This window comes from Rhizobium sp. NZLR8 (assembly GCF_019685025.1).
Classification (GTDB): Bacteria; Pseudomonadota; Alphaproteobacteria; order Rhizobiales; family Rhizobiaceae; genus Rhizobium.
Map to the genome: position 1 here is coordinate 113,463 of NZ_JABDVY010000014.1, position 26,766 is coordinate 140,228.

The 26,766-nt window shown below is 58.5% G+C and carries 26 protein-coding genes and 1 tRNA gene; 13 read left to right on the forward strand and 14 right to left on the reverse strand.

All coding sequences use genetic code 11. The features are described from left to right. Positions 1-76: 76 nt before the first annotated feature. A complete protein-coding gene (locus tag HJB89_RS25890) occupies positions 77-1,027 on the forward strand; it encodes an alpha/beta fold hydrolase (RefSeq protein ID WP_221150736.1) in 951 nt (316 codons plus the stop codon). Here HJB89_RS25890 and HJB89_RS25895 read toward each other — a convergent pair. Further along, the gene (locus HJB89_RS25895; protein WP_207580504.1) at positions 1,016-1,930 is read right to left on the reverse strand and encodes a LysR family transcriptional regulator; all 915 of its coding nucleotides are present in this window, start codon (positions 1,928-1,930) and stop codon (positions 1,016-1,018) included. The two genes, HJB89_RS25890 and HJB89_RS25895, sit on opposite strands and share 12 nt — an antisense overlap. 78 nt (positions 1,931-2,008) lie before the next feature. Further along, positions 2,009-2,701, reverse strand: a complete 693-nt coding sequence (locus tag HJB89_RS25900; protein ID WP_207580505.1) for a DUF599 domain-containing protein — start codon at positions 2,699-2,701, stop codon at positions 2,009-2,011. Between the two features lie 276 nt (positions 2,702-2,977). On the opposite strand from HJB89_RS25900, the gene HJB89_RS25905 reads away from it, so the two are divergent. Next, a complete protein-coding gene (locus HJB89_RS25905) occupies positions 2,978-3,466 on the forward strand; it encodes a PAS domain-containing protein (RefSeq protein WP_207580506.1) in 489 nt (162 codons plus the stop codon). A gap of 66 nt (positions 3,467-3,532) precedes the next feature. On the opposite strand, the gene HJB89_RS25910 is transcribed toward HJB89_RS25905, so the two are convergent. Further along, the gene (locus tag HJB89_RS25910) at positions 3,533-3,913 is read right to left on the reverse strand and encodes a hypothetical protein (protein WP_207580507.1); all 381 of its coding nucleotides are present in this window, start codon (positions 3,911-3,913) and stop codon (positions 3,533-3,535) included. Positions 3,914-3,991: 78 nt separating this feature from the next. After that, complete coding sequence (locus HJB89_RS25915; protein WP_221132628.1) at positions 3,992-4,672, reverse strand: hypothetical protein; 681 nt, start codon at positions 4,670-4,672, stop codon at positions 3,992-3,994. Positions 4,673-4,926: 254 nt separating this feature from the next. Between HJB89_RS25915 and HJB89_RS25920 the strand changes: the two genes are divergently transcribed. Then, on the forward strand, positions 4,927-5,532 hold the full coding sequence (locus HJB89_RS25920) for a TerC family protein (protein ID WP_207580509.1): 606 nt from the start codon (positions 4,927-4,929) through the stop codon (positions 5,530-5,532). A gap of 95 nt (positions 5,533-5,627) precedes the next feature. On the opposite strand, the gene HJB89_RS25925 is transcribed toward HJB89_RS25920, so the two are convergent. The 3 genes from HJB89_RS25925 to metG are packed head-to-tail and all read right to left on the reverse strand — an operon-like array spanning position 5,628 to position 8,793. Continuing rightward, a complete protein-coding gene (locus HJB89_RS25925) occupies positions 5,628-6,452 on the reverse strand; it encodes an MBL fold metallo-hydrolase (protein WP_221115997.1) in 825 nt (274 codons plus the stop codon). A gap of 3 nt (positions 6,453-6,455) precedes the next feature. Further along, positions 6,456-7,238, reverse strand: coding sequence for a TatD family hydrolase (locus HJB89_RS25930; RefSeq protein WP_221150737.1), 783 nt, complete (start codon positions 7,236-7,238; stop codon positions 6,456-6,458). A gap of 4 nt (positions 7,239-7,242) precedes the next feature. Further along, positions 7,243-8,793 carry a methionine--tRNA ligase gene (gene metG / locus HJB89_RS25935; protein ID WP_221150738.1) on the reverse strand — a complete coding sequence of 517 codons (1,551 nt, stop codon included), beginning with the start codon at positions 8,791-8,793 and terminating at the stop codon, positions 7,243-7,245. A gap of 234 nt (positions 8,794-9,027) precedes the next feature. Between metG and HJB89_RS25940 the strand changes: the two genes are divergently transcribed. Beyond that, complete coding sequence (locus tag HJB89_RS25940; protein ID WP_207580513.1) at positions 9,028-9,816, forward strand: sulfite exporter TauE/SafE family protein; 789 nt, start codon at positions 9,028-9,030, stop codon at positions 9,814-9,816. A gap of 22 nt (positions 9,817-9,838) precedes the next feature. Here the strand turns inward: HJB89_RS25940 and HJB89_RS25945 are convergent, their stop codons facing one another. The 4 genes from HJB89_RS25945 to HJB89_RS25960 form a co-directional block, all read right to left on the reverse strand. Continuing rightward, a complete protein-coding gene (locus tag HJB89_RS25945) occupies positions 9,839-10,864 on the reverse strand; it encodes a DNA polymerase III subunit delta' (protein WP_207580514.1) in 1,026 nt (341 codons plus the stop codon). Positions 10,865-10,888: 24 nt separating this feature from the next. Then, positions 10,889-11,569 carry a dTMP kinase gene (gene tmk, locus HJB89_RS25950; RefSeq protein ID WP_207580515.1) on the reverse strand — a complete coding sequence of 227 codons (681 nt, stop codon included), beginning with the start codon at positions 11,567-11,569 and terminating at the stop codon, positions 10,889-10,891. A gap of 147 nt (positions 11,570-11,716) precedes the next feature. Further along, positions 11,717-12,874, reverse strand: coding sequence for a D-alanyl-D-alanine carboxypeptidase family protein (locus HJB89_RS25955; protein ID WP_221116001.1), 1,158 nt, complete (start codon positions 12,872-12,874; stop codon positions 11,717-11,719). 185 nt (positions 12,875-13,059) lie between these two features. Then, on the reverse strand, positions 13,060-14,154 hold the full coding sequence (locus tag HJB89_RS25960; RefSeq protein ID WP_221116002.1) for a septal ring lytic transglycosylase RlpA family protein: 1,095 nt from the start codon (positions 14,152-14,154) through the stop codon (positions 13,060-13,062). Positions 14,155-14,567: 413 nt separating this feature from the next. Here HJB89_RS25960 and HJB89_RS25965 point away from each other — a divergent pair, with 413 nt between their 5' ends. From HJB89_RS25965 to HJB89_RS25985, 5 genes are all read left to right on the forward strand, one after another. After that, a complete protein-coding gene (locus tag HJB89_RS25965) occupies positions 14,568-14,771 on the forward strand; it encodes a hypothetical protein (RefSeq protein ID WP_207580518.1) in 204 nt (67 codons plus the stop codon). Between the two features lie 207 nt (positions 14,772-14,978). After that, positions 14,979-16,154, forward strand: coding sequence for a GGDEF domain-containing protein (locus HJB89_RS25970; protein WP_221116003.1), 1,176 nt, complete (start codon positions 14,979-14,981; stop codon positions 16,152-16,154). Positions 16,155-16,347: 193 nt separating this feature from the next. Then, a tRNA-Ser gene (locus tag HJB89_RS25975) sits at positions 16,348-16,437 on the forward strand. 496 nt (positions 16,438-16,933) lie between these two features. After that, positions 16,934-18,001 carry a hypothetical protein gene (locus HJB89_RS25980; protein WP_221150739.1) on the forward strand — a complete coding sequence of 356 codons (1,068 nt, stop codon included), beginning with the start codon at positions 16,934-16,936 and terminating at the stop codon, positions 17,999-18,001. Positions 18,002-18,347: 346 nt separating this feature from the next. Then, entirely contained in the window at positions 18,348-18,698 is a 351-nt protein-coding gene (locus HJB89_RS25985) for a hypothetical protein (protein WP_221150740.1), read from the forward strand. Between the two features lie 200 nt (positions 18,699-18,898). Here HJB89_RS25985 and HJB89_RS25990 read toward each other — a convergent pair whose 3' ends face one another. Genes HJB89_RS25990 through tnpB form a run of 3 tightly spaced genes read right to left on the reverse strand, consistent with a single transcriptional unit; the run spans position 18,899 to position 20,938 of the window. Further along, complete coding sequence (locus HJB89_RS25990; protein WP_221150741.1) at positions 18,899-19,783, reverse strand: nucleotidyltransferase; 885 nt, start codon at positions 19,781-19,783, stop codon at positions 18,899-18,901. Positions 19,784-19,795: 12 nt separating this feature from the next. Beyond that, positions 19,796-20,737, reverse strand: coding sequence for a patatin-like phospholipase family protein (locus tag HJB89_RS25995; protein ID WP_221150742.1), 942 nt, complete (start codon positions 20,735-20,737; stop codon positions 19,796-19,798). A 60-nt stretch (positions 20,738-20,797) separates the two neighbouring features. Beyond that, a complete protein-coding gene (gene tnpB, locus HJB89_RS33845; RefSeq protein WP_221150743.1) occupies positions 20,798-20,938 on the reverse strand; it encodes an IS66 family insertion sequence element accessory protein TnpB in 141 nt (46 codons plus the stop codon). A 764-nt stretch (positions 20,939-21,702) separates the two neighbouring features. Between tnpB and HJB89_RS26005 the strand changes: the two genes are divergently transcribed. From HJB89_RS26005 to HJB89_RS26020, 4 genes are all read left to right on the forward strand, one after another. After that, positions 21,703-22,026: a plasmid mobilization protein gene (locus HJB89_RS26005; RefSeq protein ID WP_221150744.1), complete on the forward strand. Its 324-nt coding sequence runs from the start codon at positions 21,703-21,705 to the stop codon at positions 22,024-22,026. Next, positions 22,023-23,198 carry a relaxase/mobilization nuclease domain-containing protein gene (locus HJB89_RS26010; protein ID WP_221150745.1) on the forward strand — a complete coding sequence of 392 codons (1,176 nt, stop codon included), beginning with the start codon at positions 22,023-22,025 and terminating at the stop codon, positions 23,196-23,198. Before HJB89_RS26005 ends, HJB89_RS26010 begins: the two co-directional genes overlap by 4 nt. Further along, on the forward strand, positions 23,195-23,794 hold the full coding sequence (locus HJB89_RS26015) for a hypothetical protein (protein WP_221150746.1): 600 nt from the start codon (positions 23,195-23,197) through the stop codon (positions 23,792-23,794). Before HJB89_RS26010 ends, HJB89_RS26015 begins: the two co-directional genes overlap by 4 nt. A gap of 192 nt (positions 23,795-23,986) precedes the next feature. Then, on the forward strand, positions 23,987-26,764 hold the full coding sequence (locus HJB89_RS26020; RefSeq protein WP_221150747.1) for a DNA methyltransferase: 2,778 nt from the start codon (positions 23,987-23,989) through the stop codon (positions 26,762-26,764). Positions 26,765-26,766: the final 2 nt, after the last annotated feature.

Consider the following 26,766-nt stretch of genomic DNA (forward strand, 5'->3'; position numbering starts at 1 on the left):
CTACCGCGCGGCGACGGCGTGGCCACTTATTTGCGCAGACAGAACCATTGACCCGTCGTTCAGGAAAGGACCTCCTATGTCTGAGAACAAAACCGCAAATAGCGCCGCATCGGTCGCCGCAGCTTCATCCATCCCCCTCGGAGAAGTCTTAGCGTCCGCGGAAACCCGGCACGGCGCCGTCGACTTCATCGAGATCGACGAGATGCTCACGCTGAGGAGAATGATTGTTCGCGCCCCGGCGCCAAAAGGCACCGCGCTTTTCCTGCATGGGTTTCCGGAAACGCTGACGGTCTGGAAGCATATCGCGAGCACGCTTGCTCGCGACTATGACGTTCATGCCTTTGATTGGCCGGGCTACGGCCAGTCGTCGCGCCCGATCCTGCAACGGTTTTCCTACGCGCCGCAGGCCTACGCGGCGGTGTTGAAGGCCTATATCGAGAGGGCCGGCATCGACCGGTCGAACCTCGTGATCTATGCGACCGATATCGCCGCCCTCCCCGTTCTGCTGCTTGCTCTCGATGAGCCGGCGATCGCCAGGCGGATCATCGTCGGAGACTTCGCGCCGTTCGACCGGCCGCAATACATGTGGGAGAGCCTGCAGAACCTCAAGGCCGAGCCGACGGCCTCGCCGACCCGAGCGTATATGAACAAGACAAGCGACGAGATCCTTCAGAACGTGCACAGGCGCGGCCTGTCGCCCGCTGAGCAATTCGATTTGCCGACCGACGTCCAGCGGGACATGGTCCGTTCGTGGAGCCTCGATGGGATGACGTCAGCGGACGCCTTTGCCCACTACCACGCGAGTTTCACGCGCGACCAGAACGTCCTCGAGGCCAACCTCGAGCGACTGAAGACGCCGGTCAAGCAGATCTGGGGCGAAAAGGACGTCTACATAAGAAAGGAAATGGGCATCGAGTTGGCCGCCAAGATCGGTGCGAAAATCGATATCCTGCCGGGTATCGGCCACTTTCCACATCTTCAATATCCTGAACATACAGTTGAAGAAATTCGCGCATCATTCAGATAAAGCTGGATTACCTTCTTTCTTCGATCGCGCGCCTAATCTTGGCGAAGCCCAGTCGACAAAAGCGCGTACCTTCAGCGCCAGAATCCTCTGGCGCGCGTAAACGATATGAATCGGCTGTGGTGCTCCATCGAAATCCCGCAGGATGGGCACGAGCGCGCCAGACGCCAGCTGGTCCGGAACCTGGTAGTCGAAGAGCCGCGCGATCCCCGCTCCGCCGACGGCTGCTGCGACGCAGTTCGCCGCTGTATTCACTTCCAGCCGGTTGCGGGGCGCCGCCTCCATCGGCCTGCCGTCGACGTCGAATGTCCAGAAGAATGTCCGCTTGTTGAAGAATATCCCCTCGCGATCGATGAGATCGCCCGGACCCTGAGGTTCGCCATGTCGCGCGAGATAGGCAGGGCTCGCGCAGGTCAGCAAACGGAATTCGCCGATTTTGACCGCATGGAGGAAGCTGTCGGCGAGGTCGCCGAGGCGAATGGCGATATCCACCTGCTCGGACACGAGATCGACCGTGCGATCGAGCGATAGAAGGTTCAGCGACACCTCCGGGTATCTGTCCATGAAACCGAGCGCAACGGGCAGCACGTACCGGTTCCCATATTCGATCGGCATCGTGATCGTGAGCACGCCTCTGGGCGTCTGGTATTCGCCGGACGCCCTTCGCTCCGCCTCCTCGAGATCCGCTATGATCTTTCGGGCGGCGTCGACATAGTCGCGGCCGGCATCGGTGAGCTGAAGATTGCGGCTGGTGCGGACAATGAGGTTTGCGCCAAGATGGCGTTCAAGGTCGGTTACCTTGCGGCTGACGCTGGGCAAAGGCGCGTTCAGCCTCCTGCTGCCGGCCGAGATGCTTCCGGCGTCGACAACGGCCAGCAATATGCGCATCGCTTCGAAACGATCCATTGGCCACCGCCCGCAAGATAGCGCTTCTGCTCATCATCGGCCAGCAGACTATGACGTTGCCCTGAACCGCAGGCAATCCTAATCCAGCAGTTTGCGTATGGCCATGATCCCCTTTGCAGCATCCGACCAGGATTGCCGCCAGATCAAAACGCCGACGCTGAGGACGGTCGCGACAAGGAAGGGTATTGGCCCAATGAACCAGAATGCGGCAGCGACGGTGAAGTAGTAGGATCGGACGCCGACGCTGAACGATCGAAGAGCCGGGTTCAAGACCAGGGTCAGGGCGTTCGTCCAGCTGACGATGTCCCTGTCTTCATCGCGCGACGGGCTCGCCCCGATCGCCGCAAGGCAATAGTTGATCTGCCGGACCGCCCATATGAAATCGGACAGGCCGCGCAACAGCGTCGCCATGATCAAGAGCACCTTGCATTGGAAGAACCAGGCGGGATCCTGCGCCGCAAACATCGCGATCAGCCCGCCGCCCGATCCGTAATTCGGCTCCATGAACAACGCACCGCTGAGCCCGACGATGACGATGAGGTTGGCCGATCCGAAGAAGGATGCCGAATTGATCGTGTGCCCGAGGATCGCCGCGTCGCCGATGAAGTTGTTGTCTCGAGTCAGCACCTCGCGCATCCAGGCCGCGCGAATGCGCACCATGTCGACGGAAAGACTGTCGTTCCGCCGCGGCCATCCCATTGCCATCAAAGGCTCGAGTGCCATCCAGACGAGAAGGAAGAATACGATCGCCGCGACGTTCAAAAAATCCATGGTGTCCCCCGAACTGAATGGCGTTTTTCCAGACACTACTTCGAGGGAACGGCGGCTCCAAGCGTCTATCGTCGTCCCCGGGTTCCTTCGGTGCGCACAAGCGCCAAGGCGCTACCAGCGGCGCGTCGCGAGCTTCTATGGCAGTCTCGGGCCTCGTGCACGAGGAAGATCAAAAAAGTCGATATTGCGTCCGGTCGAAAGGCGACTAAGATTGAGTGGCACCAGCCGCGTGACGTGGTCAACCGGCAGCGCTGGCGGTCAGACTGGGGATACGGAATGGACCTTGCCGAAGAGCCTGGCATCTTCACGTGGGACTTGGCGACCGACACGGTTTATGCGGATTCGGCGCTGGCAAACCTCTTTGGGCTTGATCCGGAGCAGACCATCTCGGGGCTGCCGATCATAAAATACCTCGACAGGATTCACCCGGACGACAAGCCATCCGTGGCCAAGGCGATTTCAGACTCTGTGATGACAGGAGATCCCTACCGCCATGACTATCGGGTATTTGATGGAAGCGGGCAAATGGTGGCCGTGGCCGCTTTCGGCCGCTGCTTCCGGGATCAAGCCGGAAACCCATCGCAGTATGCGGGCATCGTATTTCGGACGACTGATCACGTCCAGCAAGACGAATTGTATGCTCACTGCAGGGAAGCGCTGAAAATCGCGCAGTCATCCGGCCTGCAGACGACGGCCGATGCGCTTGAAGCGATTCTGAAAGAGCTTGCCAAGCCGATGCCTTCGGACGTTGTACCGCTTCATTGACTTCCTTCCAAGCCATGGTGTCGATGGGTCTGCTCTTGCCGCGCTGACCGCTCGTCCCTCAGCCGGTCACCGCCGCCTCGCCTCCCAGGCATGGCCGGCAGAGCCCGCAAGCAGCACGTCGAACGGCAGGCGCCGAACCAGCCTGGCGGCAACGAAGGTCGCGCCGATCGCCGCGGCTAGCTTTGCCCAAGGGTAGTCGCCGAGCTGAACATGGGCGTTTGCATCGACCGACGTGGCCTTGGCTTTGAGTGCCGCTTCGGCATCCTCGCGCAGCGCGGATATTCGGACCCGCAGCAGCCTTAGCTCCTGCCGCAGGGCGTTCAGGTCCTGATCGGCTTTTTCACGCGCGGTCTCGGCGGCGGCATCCGCAAACGGCGGCTCACCTTCGGCGATCAGTTCATCGGGGTCGAGCGGAAGGTGGCCGTCCCGGTTGATGGATGATTGCATGGACATGTCCTCCAATGACAGGCGAGAGAAAATAGGGCCCGGCATCGCCACCGGGCCGTGGGTTACGGCAGGTACTCATCAGTGGTCGCGTCGGAAACCCTGGCTCTGGTTGGATCCGCCTTGCGACTGGGTTTGCGATTGGCTATTGGCATCTTCCGACGGCGCGGCATCCCTGCCGCTCAATGTGTAGGCACGCACCTTGGCGCTTCCATGCGCGCTGTCGCGCATTGCGACCGGGCGTGCATCATCAGAAGCCGACGCCTCGAAGGCACTTTCGGACACAGCGAGGTCTTCTGACGCTTTGCCGCCAGAGGACTGGCCGGCAAAACCGGTATTGGATGCGCCTTGCTGCCGGTCCTCTAACGACCAGAGGTCCGCCCGGTCATCCATATCGATGCTGCCCTCGTCGTCGAGAATGTCGTGGACGGTCTCATAGAGCGCGTCATCGATATCATTGACCTGGACGAGGAAGCCGCCTCGCCGCAGCCCTTCTGCGTATACCGCACGATCCTCATCGGGAAAGAAGAAGTCCGCCAGCGCGTCGAAGAAACCGCTGCGGTCGTCGCCCATCGTGCCGGCGGTTTTTCCATCCGCCTGATATCCCGGCATCAACCTGATTCTGGCAACCGGCACACCCGCGTCCTCAAGACGAGACACGGCGGATTCGGCTTCCGAGCGGCTGTCGAAAAATGCGGTGAGGCTGCCGCCCCCTGTCGGGCCTGAGAAGGCCGGATTGGTATCGTTATAAATGCTGCTCATGGGATTGTCCTCTCGATGCATAGACCCACGCCGTCGATCCGCCGGCTGGTTTCCTGTTCAGAAAAACAGGTGGACGACAGGAATGTTCCAAGCGAATGCGGAGGATGTAAATGGCGGCTCCCCGATATCGAAATGAGGAACGTTTTGGCATCGAGGATCGTTGTCCGGCGCCGCCGCAATTCCAAGCGCTGTAGCGGTTGACGTCAAACCTTCGAGACGCTAGCACGGCTCTTGACGCATCGGGGATAATTCATATGGACATCTTTACGGCAGCCGGTCTCACGGCTTTGCTGCAGGTCATTGCTATCGACCTCGTTCTCGCCGGCGACAACGCCGTGGTTATCGGTCTTGCCGCTGCCGGCCTCGAGGCCACGCAACGCCGCAAGGCGATCATCGTCGGCATTCTGGCAGCGACCGTCCTGCGTATTCTCTTTGCCAGCGTCGCGGTCTATTTGCTGGCGGTTGTGGGCCTGCTGCTTGCCGGCGGCCTGCTGCTCCTGTGGGTCTGCTGGAAGATGTGGCGCGAGATTCGTGCCGGCCATGGCGACAATCACGATGCGGCGAGTGCCGAAGGCGCGCCGAGAAAGACCTTCTTTCAGGCGGCGACCCAGATCGTCATCGCCGACGTCTCGATGTCGCTCGACAACGTGCTCGCCGTTGCCGGTGCCGCGCGCGAACACCCGAGCGTGCTGGTCATCGGTCTTGCCCTGTCGATCGCGTTGATGGGCATCGCTGCCAACCTGATCGCCCGGTTGCTCAACAATCACCGCTGGATCGCCTATGTCGGCTTGCTTATCATTCTCTACGTTTCGCTCGACATGATTTATCGCGGCGCCGTCGAGGTTATGCCCTACGTATAGTGGCCCTGGAGCAGAATGATTTTAGGCCGGACCGGCCTGAAATCTGAATTCTGTTCGAGGTGTTCAGTCCCGGCAGCGTGCTCTGGAGGCGGGGCTCAAGCCCCGATCCTCACTTCGATTTCGAAACTCATCTGGTCATAGGCCGGCACCACGTGGTCTGGCGTTTCAGCCATCACCGTGTCGTAGTCGAGCGGCGTGTGCATATGCGTGAGGATCGCCCGTTTCGGCTTCAGCCGGCCGATCCAGTCGAGCGACTGTTCCAGCGACAGGTGGCTCGGATGGTAGGTATACTGCAGTGCGTCGATGATCAGCACATCGAGATTGTGAAGCTTGTCGACGGTCTGCGGCGGAAAATCGCTGATATCGCTGCAATAAGCCACATCGCCGATACGGAAACCGAGCGAATGAATATCGCCGTGCTGCTGGATATGCGGATGAAACTGTATCTTGCCGCCGGGGCCGCGGATTTCGACGGGTTCGTCGAGGTTTTCGATGACAATGGGCAGCACGATCGGCGGATAATTGCTGCCCGGCGGCGTTTCCAGGCAATAGCCGAAGGCCTCCCGCAGCCTGTCCATCGTATATTGGTCTGCAAAGATCGGCACCCGGCGGCGGGTGTTGTGAAAATAGCCCCGCAGATCGTCGATGCCATGAATATGGTCTGCATGTGGATGGCTGTAGAGCACGGCATCGACATGGTCGGCCCCCGCCCTGATCATCTGCTCGCGAAAATCCGGTCCGGTGTCGACGACGACGGTGGTGACACCGCCATCCGGCGCAAATTGCTGCACCATGAAGGCGGCGCGCGTGCGCCGGTTCTTCGGATTGTCGGGATTGCAGGCGCCCCAGTCGCCGGTAATACGTGGCACGCCGGGTGACGACGAACAGCCGAGAATGGTGAAGCGCCGCCGGTAGAGCACGCGCTAGACCCTCGGCATCTTCGTAAACAGGCGCAAAGCGTTCTCCGTTGTGATCCGTGCGACCTCTGCGTAGGAAAGGCCGATCGTCTCGGCGAGCACCTCGGCGGTGTTGACGACATAGGACGGTTCGTTGCGCTTGCCCCGCCAGCGCTTCGGCGCCAGATACGGCGCGTCGGTTTCCACCAGCAGCCGATCCTGCGGGATTGTCTTGGCGATCGCGCGCAGCTCTTCCGACTTCGGGAAGGTCAGGATGCCGGAAAAGGAAACATAGCCGCCGAGTTCGACGCCGGTCCGTGCCAGTTCCGGGCCTGCCGAGAAGCAGTGCAGGATGAAGGGGAACGCCCCCTTCCCCGTTTCCTCGGTCAGGATCGCTGCCATGTCCTTATCGGCGCTGCGGCTGTGGATGACGAGCGGCAGCTGCGTCTCGCGCGCCGCCGCGATATGGCGCAGGAAGCCGGTCTGCTGGTCCTCGGGGTTCTGCGTGTCGTAGAAATAGTCGAGACCGGCCTCGCCGATCGCCACCACCTTCTCATGGGCATTGGCAAGCCGCACCAGCTCTTCCGTCTGGATATCCAGCTCTTCGTCGGCATTGTTCGGATGCGTACCGACCGAGCAGAACACCGATGGATATTTTTCGGTGATTGCCAGCAGCCCGTCGAGCTTGCGCACCCGCGTCGAGATCGTCACCATCTGCTTAACACCGGCCTGGTGGGCGCGCGCAACGATTTCGTCACGCTCCGCCTCGAAGTCGGCGAAATCAAGGTGGCAATGCGTATCGATCAGCACGGCCTCAAGCCTCCGGAGCCACGTAGCGCGGGAAGACCGGCGTCGGCGCTTCGAGCGGCGTTCCGGCAACGAGACGGCCGGCTTGCCCGAGAGCAGCGAAGTCGCGCTTGTCTTCCGATGCCGCGACGAGATCGAGCAACTTGCCTGATGAATCAGGCATGAATGGCTGTAGCAGGATGGCGATCTGGCGTACGACTTCGGCTGTGACATAGAGCACCGTGCCCATACGCTCGGGATCGGTCTTCTTCAGCGCCCACGGCGCCTGCCCGGCGAAATAACGGTCGGTTTCGGAAACGACCGAAATGATCGAGGCGAGCGCCCGGTGGATCTGCTGCTTGCCCATGTCGTCGCGTGTCGAGGCATGCAGCGCGTCGGCCTGCGCCAGCATTGCCTTGTCCTCGTCGGTCAGCGGCCCGCATTCGGGGATCTTGCCGTCGCAGTTCTTGACGATCATCGACAGCGAGCGGCTGGCGAGATTGCCGATGCCGTTGGCGAGGTCCGAATTGATGCGGATGCCGATCGCCTCTTCGCTATAACTGCCGTCCTGGCCGAAGGACACTTCGCGCAGGAAGAAGTAGCGCACCGGGTCGAGGCCGAAACGGTTCACCAGATTGACGGGATCGACGACGTTGCCGAGCGACTTCGACATCTTCTCACCCTTGTTGAGCAGGAAGCCATGGGCAAAGACCCGCTTCGGCAGCGGCAATTTCGCCGACATCAGGAAGGCCGGCCAGTAGACCGCGTGGAAGCGGATGATGTCCTTGCCGATAATGTGCACGTCGGCCGGCCAGTATTTTGCCAACGGACCGTTCTTGTCCTCGATATAGCCGGTCGCGGTGATGTAGTTGGTCAGCGCGTCGACCCAGACATACATGACATGGGCGGGATCGTTCGGCACCTTGATGCCCCAGTCGAAGGTCGTGCGCGAAACTGAGAGGTCCTTGAGGCCAGACTTGACGAAGGAGATCACCTCGTTGCGGCGCTCGGCCGGGCCGATGAAGTCGGGATTTGCCTCGTAGTGGGCAAGCAGCTTCTGCTGATATTCGGAGAGCTTGAAGAAATAACTTGCCTCTTCCACCCACTCGACCGGCGTGCCCTGCGGCCCGTAACGCACGCCGTCGGCGCGCAGCTCCGTCTCGTTTTCCTGGTAATAGGCCTCGTCGCGCACCGAATACCAGCCGGCATAGCTGTCCTTGTAGATGTCGCCATTGTCGGCCATCAGGTTCCAGATGTTGCGCGATGTCTCGTGATGACGCTCCTGCGTGGTGCGGATGAAGTCATCGTTCGAGGCATTGAGCAGCGTGGCCATTGCCTGGAATTCGCCCGAATTGCGATCGGCGAGCGCCTGCGCGGTGATCCCTTCTGCGCGCGCCGTCTGCTGCATCTTCTGCCCGTGTTCGTCGGTGCCGGTCAGGAAGAACACGTCCTTACCGTCAAGGCGCTGGTAGCGCGCCATCGCATCCGTCGCGATCAGCTCATAGGCATGGCCGATATGCGGCTTGCCATTGGGGTAGGAAATCGCGGTGGTGATGTAGAAGGGTGTCTTGTCTGTCATGGCGGCCAATGTCCGGCTAAGTCTATAAAAATGGTCAGCCGCTCTTAGCGCATGTCACCGTCAAGCGAAACATCAAGTTTTACCGCCGCCAATGATTTCGGGGACGTTGGCGTGGTGAACTTGACTCAGCTTCTGCCGCAATCTACCCGTCATGGAAAAGAGGGCGGGACAGAACGAAGTGCCAGTTTTCATCTATCCGGTTTGTCGTGGCTGCGCGCCGTCGGAGGCGCTTGATTGACATTCGAACCTCTCTATTCACTTTCGGGCCTGTTTGTCGGCGCACTCGTCGGCATCACCGGCGTTGGTGGCGGTTCGCTGATGACACCGTTGCTGGTGCTGCTCTTCGGCGTCCATCCCGCAACCGCCGTCGGCACCGATCTTCTCTATGCGGCGATCACCAAGACCGCCGGCACCGCCGTTCACGGCATGCACGGGCGCGTCAACTGGAAGATCGTCGGCAGCCTCGCGATCGGCAGCGTGCCGGCCGCCTTGCTGATGCTCTGGCTGCTGGCAGGCGTCGACCGCAAAAGTATCGGCGTCACCAACACGATCACCTCGGCACTTGGCTGGCTTCTTGTCATGACCGCGATCATGCTGATCTTCCGAGCCCAGATACTTGAACTGGCGCGGCGCGCCTTCGGCGATCGCACGCCGCCGCAGCCGCGAACAATCCTTGCCCTCACCGTCGTTCTCGGGTTCTTTCTCGGCGTCCTCGTCACCCTGACTTCCGTCGGTGCCGGCGCGCTGGGTGTGACGATCCTGCTGGTCCTTTATCCCAGGCTTGACGTGCGCGAGATCGTCGGGTCCGATATCGTCCATGCGGTTCCGCTGACCCTGATCGGCGGCACGGGCTATTGGTTGATCGGCGAAATCGACTGGCCGATGCTGTTTGCCCTGCTCATCGGCTCTATCCCCGGCATCATCATCGGCAGCTTGCTGGCGCCGAAGTTGCACGAACGCACCATCCGCATCGTCCTTGCCTTGACACTCGCCGTCGTCGCCTGGAAGCTGTTGACCGGCTGACCGGAGCATCGGCATCCCAAGGTTAGCGGCCCGGCTGCTTGATGTCGGCGAGAATGCTGATGATCGTCTGTTTGCGGTCGAGGTTGTAGGCATCCGAAATGGTGAGCCGCTCGGTGATCTCGGAATAGAGCCGCGCCAGCCGTTCCGCAGCTGCGATCTGTCCCTCGCCTGCCGCTACGCGCGCCCGGTTCATGATGTCGTCGCCGACATGGCTGACGAAGAAATCGAAGATCGTGTCACTTTCCCTGCCCGAAAGCGCGTCGGCCAGCCGATGCATGGCCTTGCGGGCCGTCGCTCCTTCGGCCGCCAGCATCTCGTCGTAGGCGGCGATAATCTCGCCGCCGCCGTAATTCAACAGTTTCAGCGCCTCGCCGACGCTGCCCTTGGCGGCCGAAAGCACCGCCCCACCCTCGCCTGACATGCCGAGATGGGCAAGCGCCGCCATGAGCGCATCGTCGGCCAGTGGCGCCAGTTTCAGCGGCAGGCAGCGCGAGCGGATCGTCGGCAGCAATCGTCCAGGCGCATGCGAGAGCACCAGAAACAGCGCCCGCTTCGGCGGTTCCTCCAGGATCTTCAGGATGGCGTTGGCCGCATTGCGGTTCATGTCGTCCGCCGGATCGATGATGACGATCCGCCAGTTGCCGGTGCCTGATGTCTGCGAGAAGAATTTGCCGGCGCGGCGCACTTCGTCGACGGTGATCGACGACTTCACCTTGCCGGTCTTTTCGTCCACCGGCCGGGCAAGATGCAAGAGATTATGCGAGGCGCCGGAGGCGATCTGCCGGCTGACGGGAGAGGCTGGATCCGGATCGCCGATCGTCTCCGGCGCCCTCTCGGGATCGGGATGCGAGAGCACGTGATTGGCGAAGCGGAAGGCGAGCGTCGCCTTGCCGATGCCTTCCGGCCCCTCGATCAGGATGGCGTGGTGGCCCTTGCCGGACCGATAGGATTGCGCAAGGAAGGCTTCCGCCTCCTCATGGCCGAACAGCCTGGTATTTTCCCCCGGCCAAATGGCGCCGTCGAGCAGTCCGGGCCGGTCTTCACTCATAACGGGCTTCACTCATAACGGGCTTCACTCATGATGGGCGGCTTCCGGCGTTCGGGCACGGTCCGCAGGCGACATGAGCTGCCGGACGATCGCCAGAATCTCGGCGGCGATCGCCTCTTCGCCCTGCATGGCGTTGATCACGTGACAGCGCTCCGGCTCGCGGGCGGCGATATCGAGAAAGGCTTCGCGCCGTTTCTCGTGCGTTTCGAGGCGCTCTTTCTCGAAGCGGTCGGGAGCGTCGGCGGCGGCGCGCTTCTGCGCCCGCTCCAGCCCGATTTTGGCGGGGATATCGAGGATCACTGTGCAATCCGGTATCACGCCGTTGATGGCGATGCGCTGCAGGGTTTCGATGAAATCGGGCTCGAGATTGCCGGTGATGCCCTGGTAGACGCGGGAGGAGTCAATAAAGCGGTCGCAGAGCACGATCTTGCCGGTGGCAAGTGCGGGCCGGATCACCTCTTCGACATGGTCGTTTCGCGCCGCTGCAAACAGGATCGCCTCCATCCGCGTGCCGAAGGCTTCGGCAGCCCCTGACAGCAGCACGTGGCGTACGGCCTCGGCACCCGGCGATCCGCCGGGTTCGCGCGTCATCAGCACGTCGCGACCTTCGCCCTTCAGTGCCTCGGCGAGGCGGCGGATCTGCGTGGATTTCCCAGCGCCTTCCCCGCCTTCAAACGTAACGAATAATCCCGTACCGGATGACAATGACAACTTCCCGCATTCCGGGCGCCGCGCGCGCTCCATCTCTTCTATCTATCCGAAGATATCAGGGAGGAAAACCTTTCGCCGCGGCGACATATTCACCTTTCCCGGCAAATTGTATCAGAATGCCGGGTGTTCAAGCCCAGGCGTTCAGCCGGGCGCGGACTTGTCCCAGAGCCAGGAGAAAAACAGCGATTCGCCGAGTTCCAGCATGGCATCAACCGCCCGGCTGCTGAGCGAACCCTCACCGACCGCCTGCATGGTGTAGAGCGGCACTTCCCTGAGCAGCCGGCTGCCCGCGAGAATCCTGAGCGTGCCTGCCTGGGTATTCGCCGTCACCGGCGCCGTCAGCGGCCAACGATAGACGATGCGTGCCGACAGCCTGTCGGGATTGCTGATCGGAATGTAGACGCTGACCGGCGCCTTGGCGATGAGATCGACGGTGCGCGCCGTGCCGCCATAGACGCTGGCGGCTCCAATCACTTCCTTGTCGGCGAAGATCTGCCGGCTCTCGAAGGCGGTCAGCCCCCATTCGAGCACCCGCTTGGCCTCCTCCGTCCGCTCCTTGTCGGAAGCGATTCCGGCAAGCGCCAGAAACAGCCGCCTGCCGTCGCGCTCAACCGACGCGACGATCGAGTAACCCTCCCCCTCGGTAAAGCCGGTGGCCAGCCCGTCGGCGCCGAGATCGAGCCCGAGCAGTGGATTGCGGTTGCGCTGGAAGATCTTGTTCCACTCGAAATCCGGCTGCGCGAAATAGGGATAGAGCTTCGGATAGGATTGCTGCAGGGCCGTGGCCAGCGTGACCATCTCGCGCGCCGTCACCTTGCTCTTTCCATCGGGAAGGCCGGTGGAATTGCCGAACTCGGCCTTCTCCATGCCAAGCTCACGGGCGCGCCGCGTCATCGACACGGCAAATTGCTGCTCGCTTCCAGCCATGCCTTCGGCGAGGATGATGCAGCTGTCATTGGCGCCCTGGATGGCGATGCCCTTGATCAGATCCTCGACGCGCACGCGCGATTTAAGGCTGGCAAACATCGTTGCCGTCCTCGACGGAGCGCCACCGGTTCTCCAGGCATACTCGGAAACCGGATATTCGGTATCGAACGTGATCTGGCCCTTTGTCACCGCCTCGAAGACGAGATCCATCGTCATCAGCTTGGCGAGCGAAGCCGGCGAAAAGCCCTGGTCTTCGTTTTTGGCGAGAAGCACCGTGCCGGTGGCGGCCTCGATCATATAGGCCTGCGTCGCCTTGGTGACGAAACCGGCAGCACCGCTATCGGCCGCAAGCGCCCCGGTGATGAACGGCATAAGGCATGCCAGAGCAATTCCAGCAAAAGTGCGTAGCGAAAAGGTTAGAGCGGTTCGGCGCTTCGATGGGAAGCTGAACCGCTCTAACAGGCAAAGCACAGGCTTCAGCATCAACAGTTTCCATCGATCGAGCGGCGTGTCGTGAGGAAGTTAGAGCGAGAGGAAATCCGATGCAATTGCCGCGCTCAGCGCGCGGCGAATTTGGCCTGCTGGCGCTTGGCCGAAGCAAGGATCGACTCCTGCGTCAGCCCGTCGTTGCGCACCATCACCGCGTCGAAGGCGAGATCGACGGTTACCGTCTTCACGTCCTCGTTCTGGTAACCGAGCGCGAGAGAGCCAAGCGGCCGTTCGTAGGGCATGGGACCAATCTCCGGCAGCACGACCATCTGGTCGAAGGCCTGCGGGGCATTGTTGACGGACGGTGCCGGCGGCGCCACCAGAATATGCGCACCCGGAGCAAGAGCGGGTGCCGCATTATAGCGCGCGCTCGGCGTCGAGCCGGCATAGGAGGTCGCCGACATCGGTACCGGCACGTTGGCCGGCGTCTCGTAATCTTCCGAACTCTGCAACTGGTCGCGGGTGATCTTGCGGTTGTTGGAGGCGACCATCACGCCGGTTGCGATCTGACCTTCCGGATTGACGCCGGGAATACGGCTGCCCTTCGGCGCGTAGGAGGCCATCAGATAGGGCATGTCGTGTCCGTCCATGCGGGCGCGACCGACATATTGCACGCGCACCTTGCCGGTGCCGCTGTGCTGCAGATCCAGCATGTCGGCTGTTTTGTTCGAAAGGTCGATAATGCGGCCCTCGTGATAGGGGCCGCGATCGTTGACGCGCACGATGACGGAGGAACCGCTTTCGAGATTGGTGACGCGCGCATAGCTCGGCAATGGGAAAGTCGGATGCGCCGCGGAAAGATGCATCTGGTCGTAGACTTCGCCGTTCGCCGTCAGGCGCCCATGAAAAGCCGAGCCATACCAGGAAGCGACGCCGACTTTGCTATAGGCAAAGTCTTCCTTCGGATAATACCACTTGCCCTTCACCTCGTAAGGGTTGCCGACGATATAGCGGCCGCCGCCCTTGGGGATATTGTTGCCGGTGGCGACCCGCGGGCTCGCCTTCACGCCATATTCGGATTCGGAGAAATATTCTTTGCCGTGGGATTTCTTCTTCGGCACCGCCTGCGTCGTGCCGCACGCCGCAACCGTCGCACACATCGCCGATACCGCCAGCCACCGTGCTGTCGTTGCGAAAGACGCCGCCCCGTATCCCAATGTCATATGCCCCACGCCGCTCAACGATCGTTATGGTTAAGGAACTTTGCCCCATACTGGGCCAATAACGCCTTATCCCCACCCGCCTAACGAGGATTTAATCTTGCTAAGTTCGTGGCAAATTTACGAACGATTTCGCAGCGATAGCGACAATTCTAATGATTATGGTTTATAAATCACTAACGCGAGCCTTGCCGCCCCGCCCTTCCGCTGCCGCAAAGAGGCCTGAAATTCCCGTGCCGATGCGGTGAATATGGTAAACATTCGGCCGCTTCAAAACGCTCGAAAAGCTTTATATTGAGACGCTGTCGGCGATATGACGCTATGCACACGCAGTGTCTCATATTGACCCTCCGCAACTGCGCGGGAACGAAATGTCCGCCACCGGCTTTGAAGGTTTATGCCTTTGGAGGATCACCATGAACGATGAAATCATTATGCAGCTCGAGACGGTCAGCCAGCAGTTGCATGCCCGGTCTCGCGCGCTTTCTCAGCCAGATCAAGACAACGACATCGCAATCCTGATGTCGGCACTCGCGGTGACGATGGCGGCAGTTCGATCTCTTTGCGAGGATATGAACCAACTCAACGGTCCAAAGGGCCTCGGATCTGACGGACGTTAGATCTGATGTCTCCGGCGCAATTCACACAGAGCTTGCAGCGGCAACGAGATATGCGCCAAACGCAAACTCCCACCGGCGTCCAAAGCTTGCCGGCAGTATCTGAAAGAACAGCGCTTTCTTCCGTTGGATTGTCGCGCGGCGTTCATCGAAACGTAGATTTTAGCCGCTATTCCAACCCCGCTTCTCATCTCATATCGGGTTCCGGCAATGGATCTTGCGACAGTCCTTCTTCTACACAAGTCTTCCTTCATCGTGGGGGCAATCTGCTTCTTTTACGTGAGATGGCGTTCTGGAGCGACGCCAGGGCTCGGCGTACTTGCCGTCGGTTTCTCCTTGCTCGCGATCGCCTCAACGCTCGCCGGTCTGGATGAGCGCCTTCACATGTCCAATGATGCCAGAACATTCTGGAGTTTTTCGCTTGGCGCCAATGGTTACGGGCTGATGGCGGTGGGTCTTTTCGGCCTCAGCCGGCGTCATAGCTCTCTTCGAGACTGGTGGCCGTTGCTCCTGCCCGTCGTTCTGACGCTGAGTGCCGCGATCACGCCGTGGTATTTGGACAACGGGCTCAGAGCATCCGTGTTCAACGGCAACGCCGCCATTCTGCTTGCCTTGTCAGGGTTCGTGATCGCCCGCGACTTCTTCGACGAGCGTCTGACCGCGCGGCTCGGTCTTTCCGCGGCTATTTTTGTAGCGACGTCTCTCTCCGCGTTGGTCGTGGTCGGTTTCATCTTTCCCAACGATGCGCCTCTTCCCCCGCGCTACGCATTCTTTTTGCTGATCATCTGTCATTTCGCAGTGGCTCTATTCGTGCTCGTGCTCGTGCAGGAACGAGCCGAAGAGAAGCTAACCAGACTTGCCAATACCGATATGCTGACCGGCGTTCCCAACCGGCAGCATTTCTTCAATTCGCTTCCTAAAGGCCTCGGACCCGGAGACGCATTCGTCCTTATCGATATCGACTTTTTCAAGAGTGTGAACGATCGGTTCGGACACGACAAAGGTGATGTTGTTCTCGTAAATGTTGCTCGGACGATTGCTGACAGCATACCCCAGTCCAGCGTCTTTGGTCGGCTGGGCGGCGAGGAGTTCAGCCTCTTCCTTCGCGGCGAAACCGAGGCCTCTGCTTTCGCACTCGCGGAGCAGATACGTGAGGCGGTCAACGCCTTGAGTCTCGTCTTCGACGGAAAACAGGTCTCACTGACCGTCAGCGCAGGTGTGGCGCTGTGGGAAGCGGGCCTCACGGAACAGGACGTCCAGAAGCGTGCGGATCAGGCGCTTTACAGTGCCAAAAATAACGGTCGCAACCGGGTGGAGTTGTTCACCGGCATCGGGTTGACCAATAGCACCCCTGCACTGGAACTGCGATCGGCCCGCGCAGGCTGACAAACACTGGAGCTCGGTCACGCTCAGACTGACTGGCACGCCATAGCGGAATGCCGGCATATGCTACAGAGCAAGTTGACGCTGCGATCAAAGCTGCTAAAACCCAGCCATCGAGTGATTGGGTCGCAAACCGGCACTAACAGCCGGTTGGAAGAAATCAACGAAATGTGATTTCTTAACCTTTCAATCAGATGGAAGAGTGTCCGAGTGGTTTAAGGAACCGGTCTTGAAAACCGGCGTGCGGGAGACCGTACCGTGGGTTCGAATCCCACCTCTTCCGCCACAAGCTTATGATAGTATTTATCAAAATCGGTCGACGCATTTTCCGCAATTCCCAAGGCCTCCGCAACATTGTCAACATATTCTGCAACAATGCTGCAACTGCAGACGTGTTGCAGAATGCCCGATTCGCTGTTGCAGGCTGGAATCGGCGCTTGACCCTTGCGAAAAACGCGCTGAGCATGAAAAAACCGCCATCGATGGGCTGGAACCCTCAGGCGGTCTTTTAGGAGCGAGTTCATGTTGACCGACAGTGAGACTGCAGTAAAGCCCCGTCACTTTAGCCGGTGACCCGCGGGCTGGGAGATACCCCAGCCAAGTCCCGGAACGCGCTCGCCCAGCGGCGTCAACAAATTTGGAAGCCCCGCTCCCTCGTAGAAGAGGTGTGGCAAGGCAGGGATCGCGATCGCGCCCTTCGTCTATCTTGGCGTTGCAACGAGTATGAGTTTTCCAAGTGCCTGGACCTTCCGCTTGAGGGGTCGGCGAAGAACGTGCGGGCGATGATCGCCGTCGCAGTCGATGCCGTTCACACTGCGCATCATTTCCCCCAGCTTCGCGTCTCCTGTTCCCGCCGCAATGGCTGGTGGCATGAGACACGGCGCTACCGCGATCCCGATTTCACCTACTATAACGTCGTGCCGGCGATCGATGCCCTTCTGGACGCTGGGATTCTGGTCGACTACGACCTACAGCCAGCGGGCCGCTCGACCGGCATCCAATCGAGCTACAGGGCCGCTCCATGGCTTGCCGAGGTCGCATTGCCGGACCTGCGCCACGAAGTCGGCGAGGTCATCCGATTGAAAGACGCCGAGGGGCGCTTGATCGACTACCGTGACAATGACAGGACGCGGCGCGATCGCGCCATGCTGGCGAAGATCAACCGCAGCCTTGCAGAAGCCGACATCGGCCTCGATGTTCCCGCAGCCATTCGGGACGGTAATGCGATCCGCCTCGACGGCTATTCGGTGTTCCCCGGAATGACATCCCTGTACCGGGTCTATAAAGGCGGATGGGACCGCGGCGGACGGTTCTATGGCGGGTGGTGGCAATCGTGCCGAAAGACGCATCGGCAGCACCTCACCATCGACGGACACCGCACGGTCGAACTCGACTATCAGCAAATCCATCCTCGCCTGCTCTATGGCATTGCCGGGCGGCACCTAGAGGGAGATGCCTACACTATTCCCGGATGGGATCGCGATGTCGTCAAGAAAGCGTTCAATACCCTCCTGAACACTCAGGACTTCAAGGAAGCCCGCGGCGCGATTGAAAAGAACCTGGGCGTTGATCGCGACACCGCAGAATGGCTTATCCTCGATATCACGACACGGCACCCAGAAATCAAATCCTACTTCCACAGCGGCATCGGCATGTCGCTCCAGAATATCGATTCTGAAATCTGCCGTCAGGTTCTCGTGGAGATGTATCGGAAAGGCATCGTGGCACTTCCGGTGCACGATTCGTTCATCGTCGCGGAGGAGCACGAGGATACGCTTTCGCGGGTGATGCAGGCAACATTCGACACAGTTGCAAAACAGCCTGAAAACCGTTCTGAAACAGATGGATAACACAGGTATAGACTACAAGTGGCCCCGTCAGGGGCCGGGTCCTTGGAGGCTTCCTTCTCCGACTCGAGGTTATACATCCGCTGGTATTGCAAGGCCAACATGCGGGCGTGGATATTGGAGAGCGTCCCCCGCAGTCGCCCTTGGTCCAGTACCGAAGAGAACAGCGGAATCCGCCCTGCCAAACTTGTCTGGGATGGGTCGAGCATCATTCTCTGTCGCCGACCATGTCAGACGGCCTCGCCTGAGCCACCGCATATCGAGATTAACCTTGACCGACGCTTCTGCCGACAAGACCATTCGATAATGGCGCTAACATTTGAATGCGCCCAATTTAGAGGAACAGCATATGAATTCGTCAGGTGAGGCACTCGATACAATAGCCGTGGAGGTAGCAGGAGTCATTGCCGAGGCGGACGGCACCTGGAAGCTCAACCGCTTGGACGCGATTGCCCGGATGGATGATCCAAAACTAAGAGAAAATAATAGATATGTTCTGCACTACATGGTCGGGAACTCGCAGGACTATGACGACGCCAGATTTCTGCTGACCTTCAGCTCAATGGCATTGTTGAAAGACGCTGTTTGGCAGAAGGGGAAGCTGGACGGGCAAGCTGAAGCCATCCGGTCAGGATATATTCGTGACCCAAAGACCGGAACAATGTGGCGCTTACACGCTGTACCGTTCGACGGTGAATAGAACACCTTCGTCCAAGGTTCGGGATGGTGTCCCGGAGGAAGATTGCGCACCGTCAGACACACATGAACCTCTCGAATGGACCCGACATCATTTCAGGCGTTGCACCCCATCTGGCGACCACGGAAACCGCATTCTCCTTATAACCAAAGTAGGGATGCTCATTGGCGCTGTCCTAGACCCCAGCATGAAAGTCATGCTGGTCAGCCCCAGAAGTTTTTAAGTGCGTACATGAACGATGCAAAATTTGCCGGTGACCAACAGACGTCGTGGCCGTCTCGAAGAAGGTAGTGCACACCGTTCGCGCAGGTAAATTCCTTGGTGTCGGCAATTGAGATATAATTGATGCAGTTAGTGATGGTCTGCTGGTACGAGCGGCCGAAAAACTCATTAGGCACGTTTGAAAGCAGGCCTTCGAGATAATATGAAGGAGCTATCCCCGCTTGCAGTGACCCACCGGCAATCATCCGGTTTCGGATGTTCTTGAAGATGCGGACGGTCGGCTTGAAATAGCTTCCGGTATTCTGGTGCTTAGTCGTGCAGTTCGCTGAATGCTGTTTCGGGTAATTGACAATCTCGGTGCCGTCACTCTTCCAAAAGACGATGCCCTCCCGATAAGTTGGCTCGCCGTAGGTCGGATAGGTCCAATAGTGACGATGCTGGGCGCAGGGAAGCACGTCCGCATCCCGCCGTGAGCCGCTACCCGGGATGTAGATTGCCTTGGTGCCAGCCTTCACGCCGTTGCCGAACTTCTTGGTCAGCCAGCCGGAAACCTCTTCCTTAAACTTGCCAAGGGAATATTCGGCGGGTGAGCGCTTCTGGTTGTAATTGGCCTTGTCCGCCTCACCAAGGGAGCTGATGTTGGTATAGAAAACAGAGGTGAGCCGGATGACCGTATCGACGTCGCTGTCGGCATAGATATTGGTGTCGTTGCCGTACGACCCCTGCAGGAACGTATCGAACAGTTTCGAGTAGTACGGGGATTCCATATCGTTCAAGACACCGCTGATGGTCTTGTAGGTCGCCGCTGACTGCTGGACGCTGCCAAGCGCAGACCATGTTTCGAGCTGGTTCTCGTTGATAGCCATTCGCAAATCCCGTTAGAGGAGAAATTCCCTGAGAAGCGTTTCATTCTTGGCAAACGACTCGCGGCCCCGCTGCCGGAGAATATTCAGCTTTTTGAGGTCGTGCTCGAACAGGTCGGTCGCCATTTCCGGTTGCTCGAAGGTGTCGCTGATGCGGATAGTGGGCACGTCCTTGAACATGATGACGCGGAGCTGGTCCATGGACTGCGTGTTGATTTCAAGGGTCTTCTGCAGGAGCATGACGCTCTGGAGGTACTTTGCCCAATACATTATGCTGAAGAGCGGGGGCTTCGGGCTTGGATAGACTCCGACCCCCACACTCACAACCCGTAAATCCTTGTGGGCGATGTTCAGCGCCCGCGTGGCATCGGCAATCGCGTAAAGCGTGGGGTTATTGGCACAGTATCCACCGTCTACCAGCTGGACTTCATCACCATTGCCCTTGGTGACGGTTTTAGGGGAGAAAAACGGGACGGCTGAACACGAGGCCTGAACCGCATCCCCGATGGTGACGCCGAACCCAGGGAGGAACGTTCCCTTTCTTCCATGAGCCTGCTCGACACTTCCTTTGAAAATCATCGGCCTCTCGATGACCCAATTGGTGGTCACGATGCCCACGGCAATCTTCACGGCATCAAACTTGGCATCTTTAAAGATTGCCTCTGATAGTTCAGCAAGCTTGGCAGACTTCGCGGCTGGCTTTTTCAGCCGCATTACCTCGGGAACAAAGGCCTTGTAGTGTTTGTGTATTTCGTCGACCGACATGCCAAGTGAGATCATCGCAGCAATAATCGCGCCAGTGCTGGTGCCGAAAACAAGGTCGAACTTCTCACATAGACTGCAACCGATAAGTCCTTCGATTTCCGCCAGAACGCCAAGAGTGTAAAATCCCTTTGCTCCTCCGCCGTCGAGGCTGAGAATGCGGTATGGTTTTACTGCTTCGACAGCATCGCTCATGGCACCCACCTTGCTATGCCGACAGATTTACATGAATTAAGATGACACGTCCTCCGGTTGTTAAAGTGATCCACAGCTGACTGCAGGTCGGTTTACCTTCACGACCTGTGCTCTTCCAGCGAGCCTCTTGTAGGCCAGGACAATATCGGAGCCATCCCAGTAGATCAGCTTCAGGCAGTTTGCCTTGCGAGACCGGAACACGAAACCGTGCTGGTGAACGGTCCTTGTGCAGCTCGTTCTTCGCCCAAGGCGTCAATCCGTCATGACCCTTGTGCAAAATCAACAGCGTGAGCGCCTGCACCCGCACCACCCGCCGCGCCGGACCTTGACGGCTATTCTCTCTGCAGCCTGCAGATGATTCGACTTTCGAGGCGAATACCTCGAAACTCGAAACGATAATGTCGAAACTCGAACAGATCGAGAGCTTTGCAAGCGTCACGTACAAGTACGTGACGAAATTTTGCCACTTCTGGTGCCCTGATCGGCACAAATCGTCGCGTCGATTGCCACATATTGGGTCGAAAGCAGAACGGATCGTTTCGAATTTCGATATGAACAGTTCGACTTTCGAAGTCATCATTTCGATGTTCGAGGTGTCTCCAAAATTGAGCTCGAAATCGGCGGCGGTCGATCCCGGATCGCGACAGGGCGACCTCCTGCGGCAGCCTTAGTCCCGATTTCCTCACGCGCGAATTCCCGAAGTCCCGTCGTTGACGGCGCTATGCTGACTTCTCCAATATGCTCATCTTTGTCCGGGGCCTCGCAAGCGATGCCCGTTCTGAGGCATCCAAAACTTCGAATTTCGAAAGATGCCATTTGCGCCGGTGAACACGCGAGCACACCATTCTGAGAAAGCCAAAGGGGAATAGCCAGCAATGCCTTGTGCCCACATGGCACGGCGCTGGTCAGGGGAAAACTCCCCGTGAACCCCTATCCCCTGATCGGGGCAGAATGGAAACAGACGCATGCGTGACCGTATCATTCGTATCCGTGCCAGCATTGATGAAATGTCGAAAATCGAAGAACTCGCGAAAGGTCGAGGTCTTTCGATTTCCGAAATGATGCGCCGTGCCGCGTTCGGTGTGCGAATGCCCGCCCGAACATTTGACGCAACCCACATCACTTTGCTGACCTGCACTCTCGCGGAGCTTGGCAGAATTGGCGGCAACCTGAACCAGATGGTTAGGCGCGCGAATTCAGGAAAGCTTGCCGGGCACGATGCAGACCTATCCAATACCCTTTCGGGCATCGACACTTTGCGCGACCGTCTCAGGGACATCATGTCATGATAGTCCAGACCACCCGCATCTCCCGAAAAGGCGGCATCGGCTATCTCGCTCATCATCTACTTAGGAAAGTCCATGAGAACGAGAGAATAGAAGTCCTCGCAGGCGACCGGCATGCTCTGGACGATGCTCAGGCGCTCGCAAGCGTGAAAAGATGCCGATACAGCGTCCGCCATCTCTCTGTGTCACCAGAGCGCGAGATGACGCCCGCGCAGTTGACCGAGTTCTTACAATCTGTTGATGCCGAGTTCCGCATCGGTGCCGACCGCCCGCGTCTTGTCGTGCGTCATGTGAAGAAAGGCAGATCACATTTTCACATCGCAATTGCCGAGGTCGATCCGACAACGCTGCGTGTGCTCGATTGCAGGAACGACTACGCCCGGCTGGAAGACCTCGCTCGCCGCTACGAGCAGGAACACCATGAAACCATCCAGCCAACCCGGGCGGATCGTCGGCAGCGTAAGGTCGAAGGGTTTTCGGACATCGCCCGCAAAAGGGCGGAGCGGACAACACCGAAATTCGACAGAACGAAACTGAAACAAGCATTCGCCGCAAGCGGCAAAGCCTTTGCACACGAGCTTGCGAGGCAGGGTCTTCGGATAGAGAACGGCGACAAGGGGCCGATCCTTGTCATGTCGTCTGGAACATTCGTGGCAGCAGGCTACCGTGCCGTTGGCATCCGCCGCGGCGAATTCTCAAAATTCATGGAGAACCATAGTCATGACGGAAATAATTTCCGCATCTCAAACCCTGTCGTCGGTGGAGAGGAACACCGAACGGCTCCTGCCTCTCCTGTCGCTCCTGGACACTCCAGATGGCCCGGATCGCATCGCCCAACTGGTGGACCTGCTGAAGCTCATCCTGGACGCTCAGCACAGACAGGCAGAGGCGCTGAAGATCGTCGGGGATCGGCTCGATCGTCTGTCACGTCGATAGCGCGACGTCTTCGCCGGGAACAGTTGTTCCTGCATCGGCTTGGAAAGCTGGACCTCGATGATCTCCTTCGACGTGCCCTGGAAATGGCGGCGTGGATGAGATCGATTTTTGAGCCACCCGCGCAGCGTCTGACGCGAAGAATTCAAGAACTCAAGCAACAGCCAAAAATGATCGTGCCGGCCGAGATATCGACGCCCTCATCAGCGACGTATGATTTAAGAAGGAGGACGCAGCCATGAAAAACCCCAGACACAAGAACAGAAAGCGGAATTGCTTCGACAGGCTGCGGGCGCGGTTCATCACCGCGAAGCGCGCCCCCAGTGTCGATCCTGCGGCATCGGCAGCTATGCAATTGCTCGCCCTCTTCACAATGGTGTTCGGTCGCATGCCCCTATCGATTCCAGCGCCTGCCTATGTGCCTTATTCACCACCGCGGCTGTCGCCGGCGGCGCTGGGTCGGGCAGACATGGCGCGGCGGCTGGAGGTTCCCGTCCGGTACCTGGATTTGGTCCTGTCGCTAGGGCAGGTACCTTATTCAGTCTTGTTCGATCATATCCGGCAGGGCGGTGTCCTAAGGCGTGATGCATTGGTCGAGCTGCGAAAGCGCGTTCCCGAGGCGTCGCTGGACTGGCTGGATCATGTTCAGACTTGGGAACGTTGGTCCGACCTTGTTCGCTGTTATGTGCCTGGAGAGCAAGACGAGATTACAGATGTCAGAGTCCTGAATTCGACGGTTCGCTGGTTTGAAGACCTGAAGAGCGATGGCGGCCGCAAGCCGGGTGTAATAGTCGAAACTCTCAGCCCCGACGGTGATCCAAACACACGGGAACCCTGAGTTCCTCTTTGCATGTTCCGCAACATGACACTCCGCTCGACTGCCAACATCAGCGAACGGTGCACGATGGAGTGGAAGACTCCGATTGACCGATGACGACTCAACCCCCATCCGCTATTGATCGTCCCAACAATCTCCGGTCCATTTTGCAGTGGGATCAGGACAAAAGCAGGGCATGGGGGAAGACGTCGCATGAATGCGGTCGAAATCGAGGAAGCCGTATCCGAACTCGCCAATCAGCCGTTTGACGCCGCGGAGTTTCCGTTCGCCTTCCTGGCCGCCTTTGGCAACAAGGAAACCACCATAAAAAGGCTGCGCACAGCGTCGGCGAATTCGTCTGACGTGGCGGGCGGCGTACTGCAAAAGAGCAACATCCACATTGCGACCTGCGCCGAGGGCAAGGTCGGCGAAACGCTCGTGGCGCTGCGTAACAGCCCTAAGACTGCGTCGAACAAAGCTAAGTTCATCCTCGCGACCGATGGCGTCTCATTCGAGGCCGAAGACGTCGCGAGCGGCGAGACCATAGCCTGCGCCTTTCCGAAGTTTCCGGATCATTTCGGGTTCTTCCTGCCGCTGGCGGGGATCACCACGGTTAAGCAAATCCGCGAGAGTTCGTTCGACATCCGTGCCACCGGTCGCCTGAACAAACTCTATATCGAGCTTCTCAAGGACAACCCCGACTGGGCGACGGCAGCGCGCCGTCCAGACATGAACCATTTCATGGCGCGGTTGATCTTCTGCTTTTTCGCAGAGGACACCGATATCTTCAACGGCGAAGGCGTGTTCACGTCCACCGTCGACCAGATGAGCGAACGCGACTCATCCAACACGCACGAGGTAATCAGCAGCCTGTTCAGGGCGATGAACACGAAGACCGCGGATCGCGTCAATGCGAACCTTCCGAGGTGGGCGAACGGTTTTCCTTACGTCAACGGGGGGCTCTTCTCCGGCAGCACGGAGGTGCCACGGTTTAGCAAGATTGCAAGGTCCTACCTTCTCCATATCGGAAGCCTGAACTGGAAGCTAATCAACCCCGACATCTTTGGGTCTATGATTCAAGCCGTCGCTGACGACGACGAGCGTGGCGCTCTTGGTATGCACTATACGAGTGTACCGAATATCCTGAAGGTTCTGAATCCTCTGTTCCTTGACGACCTACGCGAAAAGCTGGCAGAGGCGGGGGATAATGCTCGCAAGCTTCTGAACCTGCGCACCCGCATGGCTAGCATCAGGGTCTTTGATCCTGCCTGTGGTTCCGGAAATTTTCTTGTGATCGCTTACAAGCAGATGCGAGAGATAGAGGCCAAAATTAATTGGCAACGGGGTGAACCGGATCGGCGAACGGATATTCCCCTTACGAACTTTCGAGGGATCGAGTTCCGTGATTTCCCCGCTGAGGTTGCGCGTCTTGCCCTTATTATTGCCGAGTACCAGTGCGATGTTCTTTATCGTGGCCAAAAGGAGGCTTTGGCAGAGTTCCTGCCGCTCGACGCTGAGAACTGGATTGTCTGCGGCAATGCGCTAAGGCTCGACTGGCTCAGTGTTTGTCCACCGACAGGGATCGGTTTAAAAATTCAATCCGACGATCTGTTTCACATGCCCCTTGATCAGCCAGAGATCGACTTTGTGAACCAAGGAGGAGAGACATACATTTGTGGGAACCCTCCGTATGTCGGCAGTGCTCGCCAGACTGAAGAGCAGAAGGATGATGTTCGGGCGGTTTTCGAGAGCTACACCACGTCGTGGAAATCGCTCGACTATGTCGCATGTTGGTTCGTGAAGGCCGCTTGGTATTCAAGCCATTCAAGTTCCAGCTGCGCATTCGTGACGACCAATTCCATATGTCAAGGAGAACAGGTCTCTATCCTTTGGCCAATCGTCTTCGCAACTGGACAATCTATTCACTTTGCACACGCTTCCTTCAAATGGTCAAATCTCGCAAGTAACAATGCCGGCGTTACTGTGGCGGTTGTGGGGCTAGGCAGGCCATCTCGTGATGCGCGTCTCTATGAGCAAGACGACTTTGGTGACGTTCGGGTTCGCTTGGGTTCTAATATTAATCCGTATCTTGTATTTGGCCCGAACATTATCGTCACGCCTTCGTTCACGTCGCCCGACGAACGCGGAACAATGATCAGGGGCAATATGCCAACTGACGGGGGTAATCTCGTGCTGGCACCAGAAGATTTGCGGCACATCTCGCGTGAGCTTCCCGAAGCGGCACCGTTTACCCGTAGATATCTGGGTTCTGACGAGTTGATCGGCGGTAAAACACGAGGATGTCTTTGGATTGAAGACGAACAGGCCGAAGTAGCACAGAATATACCGTTTGTTGCGGACCGAATTCGAAAAGTACGAGAGGCGCGCCTACAAAGTACAGCGAAGTCAACGAGAACTTTCTCGGGCGGAGCGCACCGTTTTTTACAAATCCAAGGAAGCGGGCAAAAGTGGACGATTGCAGTTGCCCGTGTTTCCTCGGAACGGAGGCCATATTTGCCTGCCGACCTACTGGATAGCAACGTCATCATCAGTGATCTCTTGTTTGGTATTTACGATAATCCGTTGTGGAATCTTGCATTGGTGGTATCGAAACTACACCTCGTTTGGGTTGCGACTGTATGTGGGAAACTTGAAACTCGTTATCGATATTCAAATGCTCTTGGCTGGAATACCTTCCCGCTGCCATCTCTCACCGAAAAGAACAAGGCGGACCTCACGCGATGCGCCGAGGATATCCTATTGGCGCGCGAGGAGCATTTCCCAGCGACCATCGCCGATCTCTATGACCCAGACACTATGCCGGCCAATCTCCGCGCCGCCCACGATCGCAACGACGAGGTTATTGAGCGTATCTATATCGGACGTCGCTTCCGCAACGATACAGAACGGCTGGAAAAGCTGTTCGAGCTCTACACCAAGATGACTGCCGATAAGGCACCGAAGAAATCGAACCGGAAAGGCGCGGCCTGAAC

Bases quoted from the DNA above. Each gene is read 5' to 3' on its own strand.
- HJB89_RS25955 (WP_221116001.1), bottom strand. From the start codon at position 12,874: ATGCCGTTCATCACCGGGGCGCTTGCGGCCGATAGCGGTGCTGCCGGT.
- HJB89_RS25960 (WP_221116002.1), bottom strand. From the start codon at position 14,154: ATGACATTGGGATACGGGGCGGCGTCTTTCGCAACGACAGCACGGTGG.
- HJB89_RS25980 (WP_221150739.1), top strand. From the start codon at position 16,934: ATGATCGCCGTCGCAGTCGATGCCGTTCACACTGCGCATCATTTCCCC.
- HJB89_RS25990 (WP_221150741.1), bottom strand. From the start codon at position 19,783: ATGGCTATCAACGAGAACCAGCTCGAAACATGGTCTGCGCTTGGCAGC.
- HJB89_RS26010 (WP_221150745.1), top strand. From the start codon at position 22,023: ATGATAGTCCAGACCACCCGCATCTCCCGAAAAGGCGGCATCGGCTAT.
- HJB89_RS26015 (WP_221150746.1), top strand. From the start codon at position 23,195: ATGAAAAACCCCAGACACAAGAACAGAAAGCGGAATTGCTTCGACAGG.
- HJB89_RS25970 (WP_221116003.1), top strand. From the start codon at position 14,979: ATGGATCTTGCGACAGTCCTTCTTCTACACAAGTCTTCCTTCATCGTG.
- HJB89_RS25995 (WP_221150742.1), bottom strand. From the start codon at position 20,737: ATGAGCGATGCTGTCGAAGCAGTAAAACCATACCGCATTCTCAGCCTC.
- metG (WP_221150738.1), bottom strand. From the start codon at position 8,793: ATGACAGACAAGACACCCTTCTACATCACCACCGCGATTTCCTACCCC.
- HJB89_RS26005 (WP_221150744.1), top strand. From the start codon at position 21,703: ATGCGTGACCGTATCATTCGTATCCGTGCCAGCATTGATGAAATGTCG.
- HJB89_RS26020 (WP_221150747.1), top strand. From the start codon at position 23,987: ATGAATGCGGTCGAAATCGAGGAAGCCGTATCCGAACTCGCCAATCAG.
- HJB89_RS25890 (WP_221150736.1), top strand. From the start codon at position 77: ATGTCTGAGAACAAAACCGCAAATAGCGCCGCATCGGTCGCCGCAGCT.
- HJB89_RS25985 (WP_221150740.1), top strand. From the start codon at position 18,348: ATGAATTCGTCAGGTGAGGCACTCGATACAATAGCCGTGGAGGTAGCA.
- HJB89_RS25905 (WP_207580506.1), top strand. From the start codon at position 2,978: ATGGACCTTGCCGAAGAGCCTGGCATCTTCACGTGGGACTTGGCGACC.
- HJB89_RS25920 (WP_207580509.1), top strand. From the start codon at position 4,927: ATGGACATCTTTACGGCAGCCGGTCTCACGGCTTTGCTGCAGGTCATT.
- HJB89_RS25895 (WP_207580504.1), bottom strand. From the start codon at position 1,930: ATGGATCGTTTCGAAGCGATGCGCATATTGCTGGCCGTTGTCGACGCC.
- HJB89_RS25900 (WP_207580505.1), bottom strand. From the start codon at position 2,701: ATGGATTTTTTGAACGTCGCGGCGATCGTATTCTTCCTTCTCGTCTGG.
- HJB89_RS25965 (WP_207580518.1), top strand. From the start codon at position 14,568: ATGAACGATGAAATCATTATGCAGCTCGAGACGGTCAGCCAGCAGTTG.
- HJB89_RS25910 (WP_207580507.1), bottom strand. From the start codon at position 3,913: ATGCAATCATCCATCAACCGGGACGGCCACCTTCCGCTCGACCCCGAT.
- HJB89_RS25915 (WP_221132628.1), bottom strand. From the start codon at position 4,672: ATGAGCAGCATTTATAACGATACCAATCCGGCCTTCTCAGGCCCGACA.
- HJB89_RS25945 (WP_207580514.1), bottom strand. From the start codon at position 10,864: ATGAGTGAAGACCGGCCCGGACTGCTCGACGGCGCCATTTGGCCGGGG.